This window comes from Paenibacillus aceris (assembly GCF_017874035.1).
Taxonomy (GTDB): Bacteria; Bacillota; Bacilli; order Paenibacillales; family NBRC-103111; genus Paenibacillus_E; species Paenibacillus_E aceris.
Genome location: NZ_JAGGKV010000001.1, coordinates 181,893 through 196,629, shown reverse-complemented (window position 1 = coordinate 196,629; position 14,737 = coordinate 181,893). Strand labels below are relative to the sequence as shown.

Below are 14,737 nucleotides of genomic sequence, written 5' to 3'. Positions count from 1 at the left end.
GGCTTCCTCTTTTTTGTTGTTTAAGCATGCATCTTCACTGGAGTTAAGAATGTTCTAGAACGCTTTCGCCGCCAGAACGTCCATCTCGCCAAAGTTAACGCTGAAAAACAGCGTTACGGAGAGTCGGCGGCGATGAACTGCTGGCGAAGTACGGAGATTTTAAGTGAGACGTCCATTTTGGATGCCTCAGGGCGACGCTACACCTCATCCTGCTGCTGAGAAAGCTTTTTCGGTCGTCTCGTATCAAGATTCGGCCTCTGGCATGCAGAATTTTCGGTGAGAAAGCCATTTCGGCTGTCTCAGCACGCTTTTACACCACTGTTGGGCTTGAGAAGGCTTTTTTGACGTTTTTAGCCCGTACCAAAAGAGGAGCTGTCACTATACGTATCTCATTTTCGGATATTTTTGTACATTTAGAGGGAATTACTGGTAGATAAACGAATACTTGATTTTAGTGGTGGGAAGTAGTGTGAGGAGGAATATTAGATATGCCATCAAACAAAGAGCATAAATATCATGTCCTGGCAAGAGGCATTATTTTGTCCGGAGACTGTATCTTAGTTGCTCATTGCATAGGAATGGATAACACGTTCCTTCCAGGCGGGCACATTGAGTTTCGAGAAGGGATACGTACATCTCTGGCAAGAGAAATCAAAGAAGAGCTCGGTTTAGAAAGCGAAGTGAAGGTATACCTTGGTGCTGTTGAGGCAGAATTTGATCAGGAAGAGGTGTATCATCAGGAGATGAACCACTTATTTATTGCCGATATTCCTGCCATAAACCATCTACAAAATCCTGAATCGAAGGAAAAGCACCTGGAATTCTTTTGGATACCGCTAAATGAGATGGAAACACATAACCTTCAACCTTATCCAGTGAGAACTGTCATCGCGAATTATTTGAATCAGGTGCCTGGGCCTTATTTGGAGAGTACATTCCATTAATTTTGAAGAAAAATGAAAGGGACGTTTTATGAGAATCAGAACGGAAGAAATAAAAGATGATGAAGCTGTGCATCACCTGAATGTGGCGGCTTTTGGAAATAGAGAGGATGAAGCCCAATTAGTCGAGCGCATCCGATCTTCGGAAGGTTTCATACCGAAACTGTCCATTGTGGCTGAAATCGATCACAAGCTGGTTGGGCACATTTTATTAAGTAAAGCCAAAGTTGTAGACGCCGCAAAAGAACATGAGGTCATTGTCCTAGCCCCAATTGCTGTGAATCCTGACTATCAAAAACAAGGCGTAGGCTCTCAATTAATCCTAGAAGGAATACGCAGAACCAAAGACATCGGATACGGTGCTGTTTTCCTGATTGGCCACCCGACCTATTACCCCAAGTTTGGGTTCAAGCCCGCAAGATCGTATGGTTATGAACTGAAACAATTCCAAGTACCGGATGAAGTATTTATGGTCTGCGAGGTCGTAAAAGGGCAATTGCAGAATATGAAAGGCGAGCTTCAATATCCCGATTCTTTTTTTAGCTGAATCCTAATTCATAAGGCTGCCTGTTAAAGTTCTGTCAAAAAGGAGAGATTGCTCCCGTGTTAAAAGCAATTATTTTTGATTTGGATGGAACACTGCTCGATCGGCAGGCATCCTTGAAAGTTTTTGTGGAAAATCAACATCAACGCATGGCTGAGCTTCAAAGTATTGATAAAATCACGTATGTGAACAGGTTTATTGCATTGGATCAGAGAGGTTATGTATGGAAAGACAGGGTGTATCAACAACTCACCCGAGAATACGAGACAGCTCTGGCATGGGAAGACTTATTAGAAGATTATGTGCAGAATTTCAACCTGCATTGTATAGGATTTCCAAATCTGCATGAGATTTTGACGCATTTGAAACAGGGCGGTATGCGGCTTGGACTCATAACTAACGGGATGGGAGCATTTCAACTGAAAAATATTGAGGCATTAGGAATCTCTCCCTATTTTGATACAATGTTAGTTTCAGAAATTGAGGGTCTGAGAAAGCCTGATCCTGAGATTTTTCTAAGAGCCTTAAATAACTTAGGTGTTCAGCCCAATGAAGCTGCTTATGTCGGGGATCATCCGGAAAATGATGTTTTGGCCAGCCGGAGAGTGGGCATGAAGGGGATTTGGAAGGTAGACGCCCATTTTGAAGGTGATTTTGAGAGAGATTATACGATTCAAGATTTAATGGAGCTTAAGCATTATTTGGAGCAGCTTGAAATTGGATTGGACTAGCAAAGGAGGAGAGCTTATGAATTCCGAGAAAATCGTAGGACTGACCGCTTCAGTCGGTTTTCAGATCGGTGTAAGAAGGACGGTGAGCTTAAGCCAAGGGAAGGCATGGGAGCTGTTGACTTCGCAGAAAGGCCGTAAACTGTGGTTAGGGGAGATTGCTGACTTCACTTTCGAAAAAGGGGAGGCATTTTGCACGAAGGAAGGGATTACCGGAGTTCTTCGTGTGGTGAAACCAGACGAGCAGCTCCGTCTCACCTGGCAGCCCGCTGGTTGGCCAGAAGCATCAACCCTGCAAATTCGTCTGCTGCCTGCCGCATCTCCCGGCAAAACGACGATCAGCTTTCACCAAGAGAAGCTGGACACTATGCCGCGCAGAGAAGAGATGAAGGCGCGCTGGGAAGCCGTCATTAACGGGCTGCTGGAGCTTGCACAAAAATGACGATGACGAATACACTCATTCTGGTGTTTTTCTTGACGATGATTATTCACACCGCTGAAACATTATCCTACTCCATTCGCTTTGCCGGTGTGCAGGTGAACAAGCTGGCTGTGGCACTTTCGCTTGTAGGCATCGTCGTGCTTGTTTCGCGCACAGCCAATTTAATTCAAGCGCCAATGACGGCTAAATTCGTGGATTTTGCCAAAGTCGAGCCGACTTTTGATCTAGAAAGATATTTCCGGATTTGTTTATTCGCATCGTCCATCGGAACGCTGATCGCCATTGCCTTATTTCCTTCTTTTATCAATCTAAGTGTACGTGTCATCGCCCGCTTGGAAGTGGCAGGTTCCATTCCGAAACTCATATCGAGCGTAACGGTGTCGCAGCTGAAAAACACCAAAAAATACTTGAAAAAACCGAAGTTCAAGCTGAGTCAATTTCGCTATTTAGGGGTTTCCAAACGTTTTTTAGTTATCAATATTTTGGTAACAGCTTTTTACTCTGTAGGAGTACTGTCATCTCTTTACGCGGCTCATTTGCTCCCTAAGTATGCGACCACGGCATCGCAGGCATCCGGACTTATCAACGGTATCGCTACTATTTTGCTCACCATTTTCATAGATCCGCAGCTTGGTCTTATTACCGACAAAGCGCTTCAGGACGAATCGCAGCGCAGGCAGCTGGGGAAAATTTATGCGCTGCTCATGACCTCGCGTTTTCTGGGTACCTTGTTGGCGCAGGTTTTTCTAATCCCTTCGGCGCATTTTATCGGCTGGATCGTCAAATGGATTTTCTAAATCTTTCAATTCCTTTCTTTCATGTGAGTAGCTTGTTATAATAGCTATTATCATAGTAGCGCAGCTAGAAACGGAGCCATGGCATGAAGAAGTTTAAAAAGTTTTATATTGAAATTACAAGCGTGTGCAACCTGGCCTGTACCTTTTGTCCGCAAACGAAGAGGCAAGCCAATTTTATTAAAATAGATACGTTTACGAATATCCTTGATCAAATCAAGCCCCATACGGACCATATCTATTTGCATGTCAAAGGAGAGCCTTTGCTGCATCCGAAGATTGACGAGCTCCTCGATTTGAGCCATGAAAAAGGCTTTAAGGTCAATATTACAACCAACGGGACGTTGATTAACAAAAATCGACATAAGCTTTTGGACAAGCCGGCGCTTCGGCAAATGAATTTCTCCCTGCACAGTTTTGACGGTCACGAAGGCTCTGAGGACAAAGAGGGCTATGTGATGAGTATTTTAAGGTTCGCCAAGGAAATCGTAGCAAAGTCTAATGTTATTATCTCTTTCCGGCTATGGAACCTTACAATGGACAATCAAACGAATCAAGAACGGCAGAGAAACCGCGAAGTATTGACTATGCTGGAGAAAGAATTCGAGCTTGACTACAAAATCGATGAGGAGTTTGTGCGTGGAAGCGGCGTGAAGCTGGCGGAGCGCGTCTATCTGAATCAGGATCATGAGTTTCAATGGCCGGATTTGAAAGCTCAGGAAATTGAAGGTCCCGGCTTCTGTCACGCCTTGCGGAATCAAGCAGGAATTCTGGTGGACGGAACGGTAATTCCTTGTTGTCTCGATGGCGAAGGCATCATTAATTTGGGGAATATTAACCAAACGCCATTCTCTGAAATTGTCGAGGGGGAACGGGCGAACCGTTTGTTTGAAGGCTTCTCCAGAAGGGAAGTTGTTGAAGAACTGTGCCGCAAATGCGGATACCGGGAACGTTTTAGCATGTAAAAGTAAGATATTGAAGGATGGAAGGCTTCTTCATTTCTGCTGACTCAGCGGGGTGAACGAAGCTTTTTATTATCTGTTTTTGCTTTTACATCCGGTTAATGAGATAATAGAAGTTTAATTTTGATTCTTATTGTTGGGGGCTCGAAACGTGGGACGGTATCCATTTGATTATGATCACTCACAGCCATTCATGCAGCAGGTTTCTGACTGGATTGCTGATTTATTTTATGAAGTTTTACCGGAAGCAGGCTTTGAGGTACGCGATGAGCAGATCTACATGGCGTTTCAGTTGGAGCGGGCTTTTGCAGAGAAACAAACGATTTTTGCGGAAGCTGGCGTTGGAACCGGAAAGACGCTTGTCTATTTGCTGTATGCGATTTGTTATTCGCGTTTGACGAAGAAACCGGCCATTATCGCATGTGCAGATGAATCGTTGATCGAGCAATTGGTCAAGCCCGGTGGCGATATTGATAAATTGATGCGTCACTTGGATCTCGTGATTGATGCGCGGCTCGCCAAATCCCCGGACCAGTATGTCTGTCTTCAGAAGCTGGATGAAGCCCGATTCGGGCACGAGGATATCGGCCTATACCGCGATTTGTACGCTGGTCTTCCTGGCTTCGTGCATACGAGAGAAGCTTTGCAATCCTTTTATGCCTATGGAGATCGTAAAGACTATCCAAACCTGAATGATGAGCAGTGGTATCGCGTAAGCTGGGATGCGTATCAGGATTGTTTTGTCTGCGATAAACGGCACCGCTGCGGACAAACGCTGTCCCGGGAATCCTACCGGAAATCAGCGGATCTCATCATCTGCTCGCACGATTTTTACATGGAGCATGTGTGGACATATGAAGGTCGCAAACGGGAAGGCCAGCTTCCACTGCTGCCTGAGCACTGTGCGGTTGTTTTTGACGAAGGACATTTAATGGAGTCAGCTGCACAAAAAGCGTTAACCTACAAGCTGAAGCATACCGTTTTTGAAGAATTAGTGGTACGTTTGTTAAAAGGGGAAGTGCGCGAGACGTTAGCTGTCTGTATCGATCAGGCAATCGAGCAAAGCGAATTGATGTTTGAAGTGCTCGAAGGCTGCTGCCAACCGATCGTGGGCTCGGACCGCAAGCAAATTGTGATGAATGATCGGCTGCTCCGTGAAATCCACCGGTTGTGTGATATCTTATCACAAATTGAAGAGGAGCTTGTCTTTGAGAGTGAAATGTTCACTTTGAATGACTACCAGCTCAAGATTGTAGAAGAGCATTTGGAAATGATGCAGAAGGCGCTGGCATTGTTCCGCCACGATCAAGCCTTCATCTGTTGGGCGACGGAAAGTATAACGGGTCTTAGTCTGGTGATTATGCCAAGAACGGTGAAGGAAGTGCTCAGAGAGCAAGTATTCTCCGCGAAAATGCCAATCGTTTTCTCCTCAGCTACTTTATCGGTCGAGGGAACCTTTGATTATGTGGCTGACAGCCTGGGGCTGGACAAGTATTTGTCGTTCTCTGTGGACTCGCCTTATGACTATGCAGAGCGGATGGAAGTGGTCGCCCCGAAATGGTCTATGAACGGGAATTTCCAAGAGAAGCTGGAAACGGCCATTAAACTGCTGCAACGAACGGAAGGCCGCGCTCTGATTCTGTTCCCGACGCATGAGGAACTTCGGCAGTTTAAGCGGGAGATTCAGCAGCGGACGGATTGTGCGCAGCTGCGGTTTTTATTTGAAGGAGATCAAGAAATCAGCCATCTCATCGCATCTTTCCAGGGAGATGAACATAGTGTGCTTGCAGCTGTAAGCCTCTGGGAAGGACTTGACGTACCGGGTCCGTCATTGTCGAACGTTATTGTTTGGGCGCTGCCGTTCCCTCCGCAAGATCCTGTGTTTATGGCAAAACGGCAAGCGGCCGCTAATCCTTATGAGGAAGTGGATATTCCTTACATGCTGTTAAGGCTTAGACAAGGGATTGGCCGCTTAATCCGCACGCGGGAAGATAGCGGGATCATCGCTATCTTTAGCGAGGAGATGCATACTAATGAGGGGCTTAGAGAGCATATTGCCGCTGTGCTGCCTTCGGGAGTAACGCTAAAGGATACTCTGTAATTTGTAGGTTTATGTGAACCAAATGTCGCGAAATTGTACCCATCCGAGAGAATCGAACGATATGCCGCGGATCGACGGGTGATAGGCGGTTTTGAGATGCTTCCGATATAGAAAATGCAAGCTATAGCGCTGCTTGAGCTGTGATTCTAACTGCTCGAGCAGCGTTTTTCTGCGATGAGGGTCGATTTCATGTCGCAAATGCTGCAAGCTGTCTTCGAGCAGCCGCTGCACTTCGGGTGACGCATGCTGCTGCATGCTTTTGTACATATCGTAAAGCCGTAGTTCGCGGTGCTCATCAATCATGATGGCGAACAGAACGAGATCTGCCGACATCCGCAGCTCACCTTTGAATTGTTCCGCAGGGATGAGCATGATTTCAAGTGCAATGCCGGATAAGGCATACATGCTCTGAAGCAGCAGCGCATCTTGTTCATACTGCGGGATTGTTGCGAGTATCAAAGGTTCCCCATGGTATCCGGCAGATTGGATAAGCTGTTGTAAAGCGGTTTGATCCGGGAAGGAAGCAGGCGGCTTCACGTCGGATGCTGACAGCGGGAAGAAGGAGTTGGCCCTTTCAATTACATCGCCGGATAGCTGTTCTAGCAAATAGGCTTGATCCAAGGCTGCGGAAAGGGCTTCTCGCATTTGCGGGTTCCTTAACGAGCCTTCTTTTATTTCATTCACGGTCATGAATTTGGTTGTCATCCCCGATTGTCGAACCTGCTGCCAGCGCTCGGCCTCCATATCCGAAATTCGTACATTGTGCATGACTTGAAAAGGCTGCTGATGGTCGGATACATGAATTTGTTCGTTCGCTGGCAGCGTCCACACTTCAACGCGATCCAAGAACCCCCTGCCTTGAAAATAAGCTGGAAATGCTTCCAAATTCCAGATCCCATGCTCGTGCCCGGCTAACCGAAAAGGGCCTGTTCCGACAGGCGCAGTGCCCATCCATCCTCCGCACGCTTCACACGCATCTTCCGGAACAATGACGGCTCGATTCGTGCTCAAAAAGCCCAAAAACAATTCATTGCGCTCTGACAGTTGGATGACAACCGTTGTTTCATCGAGGCAATGGATACTTTGGATTCCCGCATAAGCCCAGCTGTACAACCCTCGAGGAGCTAATCGCTGGAGACGCTGCAGCGAATACTTAACATCGTCTGCAAGCATTTCACGGCCATGATGAAAGCGAACTCCTTTGCGGAGATAAAAAGTCCATACCGTTCGCGACTCATCCACATCCCATGCATGTGCCAAATGAGGAATGGTGTGTTCGCCTTTTGAATCCATCCTCACGAGACCGTCAAAAAGCTGGTTAACTAAATGCGATTCCCCGGCATAATGGATAGCCGCAGGGTCTAACGAATGGATGGTTTGTGTCAGAGGAAAGCGCAGGACATCGGTTCTTCGCTGGCCTTGCAGCTCGGAACGAAATCCGAATTGACCCGACAGCCATTCTTGAAATTGCTCTCGCAGTTGTGCGGGATGCTCCGGTGCTTGCAGCAGCTCCAAAGCTGATCTTAAATCTTGCTTCGCCACAAATTCCTTTGCTTCTTCCAAAAGCATATGCTCTTTGCGCATGAGAAACAGGAGGGTCGAGCGATTGCCGCGGCCTTTTTTGGGCTGCCAAGTGAGCCACTCCTCGTGCTGCATCCGCTTTAGAAGAAGTACCATATTCCGGTGCGTACAGTCCAAATGTGCCGCGAGCTCCTCGAGCGTCGTCTCAAGTGGAGACTCTTCGTGGACATGAGGAAAAGCGTTTCGAAGTGTCAAATAATGCTTGCGAATTTTCACCTAAAGCCTCCGACTAAAATATGAAATTATCAAAATTAAACTTACACTTTTTGTTCTTGTTTTAGAGGTTACAATAAAAGGAAGGAAATATCAATTCCTTGCAGCTGTTGCAAATGGCTTATCAAAGGAGAGAAATTCAATGAGAGACCCAGCTCCATGGCAAAAAAAATATAGCTTCATGCTGACGTATGCTTGTTTATTCGGTTTGTTGGTGCAATATTTATTTGTTGGCCGGCCGGCGGGCATTTCGGTTGTACTAAGCGTGGGTGGCTTCTATGGGTTATACTTTTATTCGATAAAAGGAAGATTAGGCGGGTTTGAGCCTTGGAAAGGGCAGAGCACAGCCGGTTGGCTGCTGATGGTGCCAGTTGCATTACTGTCTTTGACCTATGCCTTGTTTGCGAACAACTTGTTTCATATGCTAAATGTGCTAGCTTTACCGATCTGCATCGTGATGCAAACAATCGTCTTATCGAGGAACAGCAAGCATGCCTGGTATCATGCTACTTTCCTGCAGGATATGGCAAGGCATGTCATCAGCAGGCCTATTGCTCATCTCCCCGTACCTTTCGGCATGATCAGAGCATGGTTGCCTAGCCGTGAAAGCGGAAAAGAGTCGACTTGGGGGAGAGTCGGTAAGGTCTTGGCAGGACTCTTGCTAGCAGCGCCTATCCTGTTCATTGTGATCGGTTTATTAGCTTCAGCCGACCGAATTTTTTTATCTTGGTTAACAGAAATTCCCGGCTGGTTCAGCGGCGTGTCCATGGGGGACGGGGGCGTGCGTATCATTCTTGCAGTCTCCGTTACGATATACAGCTTCTGCTACATGTGGGGGTTGTTGTTTCCGAAAGTCGTCGAAGCCGCACACCCTTTTGATCAGCCAAAAGATGAAGTTGCTGAAGTGGCCCGCAACAAGACACGGCTAGATCCGATTACTGCGGGAACGCTGCTTGTTTGTGTGAATGTTGTGTATGTAATGTTCGCGATTATCCAATTTTCCTATTTATTCGGAGCAGCAGAAGGCTTATTGCCAGAAGGTGTGGCCTATGCGGAATATGCTCGCAGGGGTTTTGCAGAGCTAGTTGCTGTCGCTTTAATCAATGTGACGCTTTTGTTTCCGGGCTTGCATTGGATTCGTCGAAGCGGTCGTTTCAGTGAGTCCATTCGCAGAACATTGCTCACGATGTTAGTCGCCTGCACACTTGTAATGCTCATATCTGCTTATGGAAGGCTGTCGTTGTACGAAGAAGCGTATGGCTTCACGCAAACCAGACTGCTCGTGCATGGCTTCATGATTTTCCTGGGCATCTTATTCATCCTTGCATTTTTTCGGATTTGGATGGAAAAGATGTCGATGTCCAGAGCTTACATAACAACGGCTATACTTGCCTATTTGGTGATGAATTACATGAATATCGACCACCGGATTGCGATAAATAACATGGAACGCTACGAAAAAACAGGTATTATCGATCTAGATTATTTAGGTCAACTCTCAACCGATGTTATTCCTGCGTTAAAGGAACTGCAAGCGAAGCATCCAGAACTAAGTTCCGTCCAGTTAATCATAGATCGTATTCTTGGTGAGCAAAAAGACAACACGTGGCCATCCTGGAATTTGTCCAGTTATCGGGCGAACAGGTAGAAAAACCATTCGTGCAAGACAAAACAGCAGGATAAGAGATGATGCTGCGAGATGGCATATGGTGTTAACCGAAACGGATTGGTAAAATACAACCAAACTGAATGAAGAAAGGGTTGAAGGTATGCCATTTTTATCGCTGACGAGCTGGAGCTTGCATCGACTTCTCGGTCCATTGCGTTGGACACGCTGGGATGAAGCAACTCGCACGCAAATAACAGTTGCACAGGATCAACCGGAACATATTTCGCTGATCGAGCTGCCTGAAGTGCTTGCCGCGAAAGGGTTTACATCGTTGGAGGTTTGTCATTTTCATTTCCCGGAGACAAGCCCGGATTATTTGCACTCATTGAAACAATCGTTTACGGATGCCGGACTCCGCTTCTATACGCTGCTTCTCGAGTATGGGGATATTTCAAACAGTGACACAGAGCGCAGAACTTTAGACATCGCATGGATCAAAGCGTGGATCGATGTCGCCGCACTTGCCGGAGCGGAGAGGGTTCGTGTGATTGCTGGCGATGCCGATCCTTCGGATGAACAAGCGTTAGCACGCTCTGCTGAGGCATTGCGGGAGTTAGGGCGCTATGGTGCCTCTCGGGGGGTTCGAGTAGTTACGGAAAATTTCCACTCGCTGACCTCTGTAGCGGACAATTGTCTTGCGCTGCTGAAGTCTTGCGGAGATGAACTTGGGTTTACTTCGGATTATGGCAACTTTAAAGGCAGCGACAAATACGACGCGCTAGAGAAAACGATTCCTTTCAGCGAATCCATTCATGCCAAAGCGCAAACAAATGCGGACGGAATACCGGATGAGGAAGAGTTCATTCGCTGCATGGAGATTGCCAAGCAAGCGGGTTATGAAGGCCCGTTCACCCTTGTTTATGACGGTCCCGGCGACATGTGGGAAGGAATTGAGCGTGTGCGGAAGCTTGCTGCTCCGTATTTCACTTCACGTTGAAATGATGGAGAGAAGTTATACCCGTTTGTTAATCAAAAACAGGTTAGGTCATATCCGACAATGCTTATTGGAATATATTAAAATAACGTTGACGCAGTTAGTAATCAATGATACTGTAGAACACAAGGACTACCGTTCGAACGGAGACACTTTCTCTTCCCAGAGAAACGTGTCTCTTTTTTTTATCCAATTATGTACAAGAGGAAAGGAAATGATGAACATGACAACAACTGCAGCGCAAACAGCACGATTACCGGAAGTAGAAGAGAACCGAAAAGCGGATTATCCGGTTCATTCGCTTTTTCTGAACCGTTGGTCCTCCCGTGCCTTTGAGCCAAGAGAAGTTTCAGACGAAACGTTACTTACTGTACTTGAAGCTGCTCGTTGGGCGCCGTCCTCCAGCAATTTGCAGCCTTGGCGATTTATTGTTGCCAAATCTGAACCGCAGAAGCAGAAATTTCAATCGTTTATTAAGCCGAATAACCGCTTATGGACGGATCATGCTCCAATTCTCGTACTTATTCTTTCCCACAAGCTCCGTCAAGACGGAGCACCGAATGGCGCCCACGCGTTCGACGCGGGTGCTGCTTGGGCTTCAATCGCTTTTCAAGCGCATTTGCTTGGCCTTGCGACACGTGCTGTAGGCGGATATGACAAAGACATCGCCCGTAAGGAACTTGGCGTTCCGGATGAGTATGAGCTGCATGCTGTTATCGCGCTTGGTTATCGAGGTTCTCTTGAAAGTTTGCCAAGTGATCTGCAAGAGCGCGAGCTGCCGAATAGCCGCCGCGCGCTCAACGACAGTATCATTGAAGGCTCTTTCTAGTTGAATGGAGCGGTGGAAAAGGCAGTTTGCCGCATTATTAACCGTTCAACTGCTTGTAACAACAGCTCATGGAATGTTTATCCCGCTGCTTCCCGGTTTTTTGCGTAATATCGGTCATGTTAACGGTGATTCGCTGTACATATGGTCAGGCGTCATATTTTCCGCCAATTTTACTGCGATGATGATCGCGATCCCTTTTCTGGGCCGTATCGGAGACCGGTACGGGCGCAAGCCGGTTATGCTTTGGTCCGGTTTTGGGATGGCGATCATCACAGCGTGCATGCCGCTAGCCACAGAGCCATGGCAGTTAGCTTTGCTCCGCCTATTGCAAGGTTGCTTTACTGGCATACTTCCATTCACGATGGTGCTCGTCATGATTGGCTCGCCAGAAGAAAAAATCGGTGCGTCCGCCGGCACCATGCAAATGATGGGGGAGACGGGATCGTTGATCGGACCGCTGATTGCTTCATCTTTGCTTTCGTTTCTATCCGTAAGAAGCGCTTATCCCGCCATGAGTGTGTTTATTTTACTCGCGACAGTTTGCGTATGGCTGTTCGTCAAAGATAAGCCGCGGAAAGCCGCCGCAGACATTATGGAAAAGCGGACGCTGTTAGCTGACTGGAAACAAATCTGGCATACTAAACCACTGCCATCTCTGCTGATCAGTGCATTATGTGTGAATTTTGCATTTGTAGGGACGAATCCCATCATGCCTTACTATGTGCAGCAGTCGACTCATGTGTTTACTTTTTTAAACGAACAATGGCTTTTAGGGATTGCTTTATCAGCGACCTCATTCTCTGTAATTATATTTTCGCCTTTTCTCGGCAGGCTTTCGGACCGTATGGGTCCTTTAGTGCTGTTCAAACTAGCAACATCGACGGCGTTCTTCCTATGCCTCGTGCAAGCTGTTACTCAGCTGTATCCGGTTATTCTCGGCTGCCGTTTTCTACTGGGCTTGTGTGTAGCCTGTATGATGCCGAACATTCAAACACAGGTAAGAAAATTGATTCGCCACGGGCTGGAAGGCCAGACGTTTGCGATGGTTAATGCTTGGATGTTTCTTGGGTGTTTGCTAGGGCCGTTATTAGGCGGTGTTATCATGGCGCGTTTCGGAATTCAAGGTTGGTTTTCTGCGGCTATGCTGGTTTATGCTGTCTCATTCTGGCAATCCTTTCGCATTAGCCGTATCCATAAGCAAGCTGCCAAGCTTGAAAGGGCAACAATAGCCGAAATGGGTGCCAAGTGATTTCTAAAAGTGCAAAAGAAAAAGGAACCGAGGCGCTGCCTCTGTTCCTTTTCTTTTTAGTCCGTAATGTTATGCATATAGTAGGCTATAATATCTTTTCGGCGAATAATGCCCAGAAAAATTTGCTTATCATCGACGACAGGAACAAAATTTTGATCAGCTGCTTTGGCCAGCATATCCTCCATAAAGGCATCTATAGATACACATTCATTGCGAATATGCTTTTTAATGGCGCTAACCGGAATCTCATCCATATTATCGAAACTTACACCCGGTGTATTTTTGAGCGTCCATAACAGATCGCCTTCGGATAGGGTTCCTACATATTTTCCTGCGTCATCAACGATGGGAAGTGCTGTATAATAGTGTTGCTCTAATTGTTCCATCGCTTCTTTCATGGAAGAGGATGATCGGATAAAGGCAACTTTGTCTTTCGGAAAAAGAAATGCGGCAGTTTTCATAGTCATTTATTACCTTTCACGGATTTTTTCAAAACGTAATACATCCATTAAACCATACTTTCATCTAAATGGCTTTGAAAGATCTTTCCATAAACCACAGAGACTTCATTATCATATACCCAAATCTTTGTGATTACTAACACTTTCACAACAAATTTTATCACAAAAAAATAATGGAAGAAAAGATAAGCTTCAGGGTATATACTTGTCTCATGGGAATCTATGCTAATTTGAACCACTGAGGGGAGTCAATCAACATGTTGAAAATTGCAATTGCCGGCACGGGCTGGTTCGCAGAAAAGCATGCAAGCTTGCTTGCTGCTAGGGAGGATGCGCAAGTTGTTGCTTTTCTTGGTTCTTCACTGCCAAAGGCGGAGAAGATTGCGCAGCAATTTGCAGGTGCACAAGCTTTTGACAGCATCGAGCAGATGCTGGACACTTGTAAACCAGATGCTGTATATATCAGTGTTCCGCCTCTGGCACACGGTGAAATTGAAGGTGCCATCATCGATCGGCATATTCCGTTTCTGGTGGAAAAACCGATCGGTCTCGATATGGCTGTGGTGAACCGGATTCAAGCGAAAGTCGCAAGCAAGGATTTGATTACTTCTGTTGGTTATCATATCCGATATACGGATACGGTGCAAAGGGCCAAAGAGCTGCTGGCAACCCGCAAGGTGGGAATGGCGGTGGGCAGTTGGTTGGGAGATATGCCGGGGGTTCATTGGTGGCGCAAACAAAATGGCTCCGGTGGTCAATTCGTTGAACAAACGACGCACATTGTAGATTTGGTTCGTTACTTGGTCGGCGAGGTGGAAGAAGTGTATGCAGCTTATGCGCAGCGCCACATCCATACGAAGCATGACGGTGCCGAGGTCGCGGATGTCGGCGCGGTAACTCTCAAGTTAGCGGGCGGTGCGATCGCCTCGATCACGAATACGTGTATGCTTCCATTCGGCCACCGGTCTGGATTGGAATTGTTTACAGATCAGGGCGTTTTGGAAATTCAACAAAACCGGTTTCTCATCAATCACGAAGGATCCCAAAAAACGGAGTATAAGAACCTATTGAATCCATATGAGCTGGAAACCGATGCTTTCTTGCATGCGATTAAAACCGGGGATCGGTCACGCATTTTGACGGATTACGCTGACGCGGCAGTCACGCTGCAAATTACACTCGCGGCTTTGGAGTCGTCCAAGAGCGGGTTGCCCGTTAAAATAGGTTAATGATAAGAACAAACATCGCTGAAGAGCGGTGTTTTTTTCATTGGGGCATAATTTCAAAGC

Annotated in this window: 14 protein-coding genes; 12 read left to right on the top strand and 2 right to left on the bottom strand. The window is 46.7% G+C overall.

Annotated elements, in window-relative coordinates; all coding sequences use genetic code 11:
• Positions 1-488: 488 nt before the first annotated feature.
• The 7 genes from J2Z65_RS00865 (at position 489) to J2Z65_RS00835 (ending at position 6,512) form a co-directional block, all read left to right on the top strand.
• Positions 489-944, top strand: coding sequence for an NUDIX domain-containing protein (locus J2Z65_RS00865; protein WP_167056463.1), 456 nt, complete (start codon positions 489-491; stop codon positions 942-944).
• Positions 945-972: 28 nt separating this feature from the next.
• Positions 973-1,488 (top strand): GNAT family N-acetyltransferase, encoded by a 516-nt coding sequence (locus tag J2Z65_RS00860; protein ID WP_167056466.1) that lies wholly within the window; start codon positions 973-975, stop codon positions 1,486-1,488.
• A 56-nt stretch (positions 1,489-1,544) separates the two neighbouring features.
• Complete coding sequence (locus J2Z65_RS00855; RefSeq protein ID WP_167056470.1) at positions 1,545-2,216, top strand: HAD-IA family hydrolase; 672 nt, start codon at positions 1,545-1,547, stop codon at positions 2,214-2,216.
• Positions 2,217-2,232: 16 nt separating this feature from the next.
• Positions 2,233-2,655, top strand: coding sequence for an SRPBCC family protein (locus J2Z65_RS00850; RefSeq protein ID WP_167056473.1), 423 nt, complete (start codon positions 2,233-2,235; stop codon positions 2,653-2,655).
• Positions 2,656-2,657: 2 nt separating this feature from the next.
• Positions 2,658-3,452: a lipid II flippase Amj family protein gene (locus tag J2Z65_RS00845; protein ID WP_167056899.1), complete on the top strand. Its 795-nt coding sequence runs from the start codon at positions 2,658-2,660 to the stop codon at positions 3,450-3,452.
• A gap of 83 nt (positions 3,453-3,535) precedes the next feature.
• The gene (locus J2Z65_RS00840) at positions 3,536-4,414 is read left to right on the top strand and encodes a radical SAM/SPASM domain-containing protein (RefSeq protein ID WP_167056475.1); all 879 of its coding nucleotides are present in this window, start codon (positions 3,536-3,538) and stop codon (positions 4,412-4,414) included.
• A 148-nt stretch (positions 4,415-4,562) separates the two neighbouring features.
• Entirely contained in the window at positions 4,563-6,512 is a 1,950-nt protein-coding gene (locus J2Z65_RS00835) for a helicase C-terminal domain-containing protein (protein WP_167056478.1), read from the top strand.
• A 9-nt stretch (positions 6,513-6,521) separates the two neighbouring features.
• On the opposite strand, the gene J2Z65_RS00830 is transcribed toward J2Z65_RS00835, so the two are convergent.
• Positions 6,522-8,309, bottom strand: coding sequence for an ABC transporter substrate-binding protein (locus tag J2Z65_RS00830; protein ID WP_167056481.1), 1,788 nt, complete (start codon positions 8,307-8,309; stop codon positions 6,522-6,524).
• Between the two features lie 139 nt (positions 8,310-8,448).
• Here J2Z65_RS00830 and J2Z65_RS00825 point away from each other — a divergent pair, with 139 nt between their 5' ends.
• The 4 genes from J2Z65_RS00825 to J2Z65_RS00810 all read left to right on the top strand — a co-directional run bounded on the left by J2Z65_RS00825 (position 8,449) and on the right by J2Z65_RS00810 (position 12,987).
• Entirely contained in the window at positions 8,449-9,954 is a 1,506-nt protein-coding gene (locus J2Z65_RS00825) for a DUF4153 domain-containing protein (protein ID WP_167056484.1), read from the top strand.
• A 121-nt stretch (positions 9,955-10,075) separates the two neighbouring features.
• Positions 10,076-10,912: a sugar phosphate isomerase/epimerase family protein gene (locus J2Z65_RS00820; RefSeq protein WP_209855644.1), complete on the top strand. Its 837-nt coding sequence runs from the start codon at positions 10,076-10,078 to the stop codon at positions 10,910-10,912.
• Between the two features lie 211 nt (positions 10,913-11,123).
• Complete coding sequence (locus J2Z65_RS00815; protein ID WP_167056487.1) at positions 11,124-11,738, top strand: nitroreductase family protein; 615 nt, start codon at positions 11,124-11,126, stop codon at positions 11,736-11,738.
• Between the two features lie 4 nt (positions 11,739-11,742).
• On the top strand, positions 11,743-12,987 hold the full coding sequence (locus J2Z65_RS00810) for an MFS transporter (protein WP_167056490.1): 1,245 nt from the start codon (positions 11,743-11,745) through the stop codon (positions 12,985-12,987).
• Between the two features lie 56 nt (positions 12,988-13,043).
• On the opposite strand, the gene J2Z65_RS00805 is transcribed toward J2Z65_RS00810, so the two are convergent.
• Entirely contained in the window at positions 13,044-13,448 is a 405-nt protein-coding gene (locus tag J2Z65_RS00805) for a CBS domain-containing protein (protein ID WP_167056901.1), read from the bottom strand.
• A 257-nt stretch (positions 13,449-13,705) separates the two neighbouring features.
• Between J2Z65_RS00805 and J2Z65_RS00800 the strand changes: the two genes are divergently transcribed.
• Complete coding sequence (locus J2Z65_RS00800) at positions 13,706-14,677, top strand: Gfo/Idh/MocA family protein (protein WP_167056493.1); 972 nt, start codon at positions 13,706-13,708, stop codon at positions 14,675-14,677.
• Positions 14,678-14,737 lie beyond the last annotated feature (60 nt).

Coding starts and splice junctions, on each gene's coding strand:
- J2Z65_RS00810 (WP_167056490.1), top strand. CDS start 11,743: ATGGAGCGGTGGAAAAGGCAGTTTGCCGCATTATTAACCGTTCAACTG.
- J2Z65_RS00805 (WP_167056901.1), bottom strand. CDS start 13,448: ATGAAAACTGCCGCATTTCTTTTTCCGAAAGACAAAGTTGCCTTTATC.
- J2Z65_RS00840 (WP_167056475.1), top strand. CDS start 3,536: ATGAAGAAGTTTAAAAAGTTTTATATTGAAATTACAAGCGTGTGCAAC.
- J2Z65_RS00865 (WP_167056463.1), top strand. CDS start 489: ATGCCATCAAACAAAGAGCATAAATATCATGTCCTGGCAAGAGGCATT.
- J2Z65_RS00820 (WP_209855644.1), top strand. CDS start 10,076: ATGCCATTTTTATCGCTGACGAGCTGGAGCTTGCATCGACTTCTCGGT.
- J2Z65_RS00860 (WP_167056466.1), top strand. CDS start 973: ATGAGAATCAGAACGGAAGAAATAAAAGATGATGAAGCTGTGCATCAC.
- J2Z65_RS00850 (WP_167056473.1), top strand. CDS start 2,233: ATGAATTCCGAGAAAATCGTAGGACTGACCGCTTCAGTCGGTTTTCAG.
- J2Z65_RS00815 (WP_167056487.1), top strand. CDS start 11,124: ATGATGAACATGACAACAACTGCAGCGCAAACAGCACGATTACCGGAA.
- J2Z65_RS00825 (WP_167056484.1), top strand. CDS start 8,449: ATGAGAGACCCAGCTCCATGGCAAAAAAAATATAGCTTCATGCTGACG.
- J2Z65_RS00845 (WP_167056899.1), top strand. CDS start 2,658: ATGACGAATACACTCATTCTGGTGTTTTTCTTGACGATGATTATTCAC.
- J2Z65_RS00800 (WP_167056493.1), top strand. CDS start 13,706: ATGTTGAAAATTGCAATTGCCGGCACGGGCTGGTTCGCAGAAAAGCAT.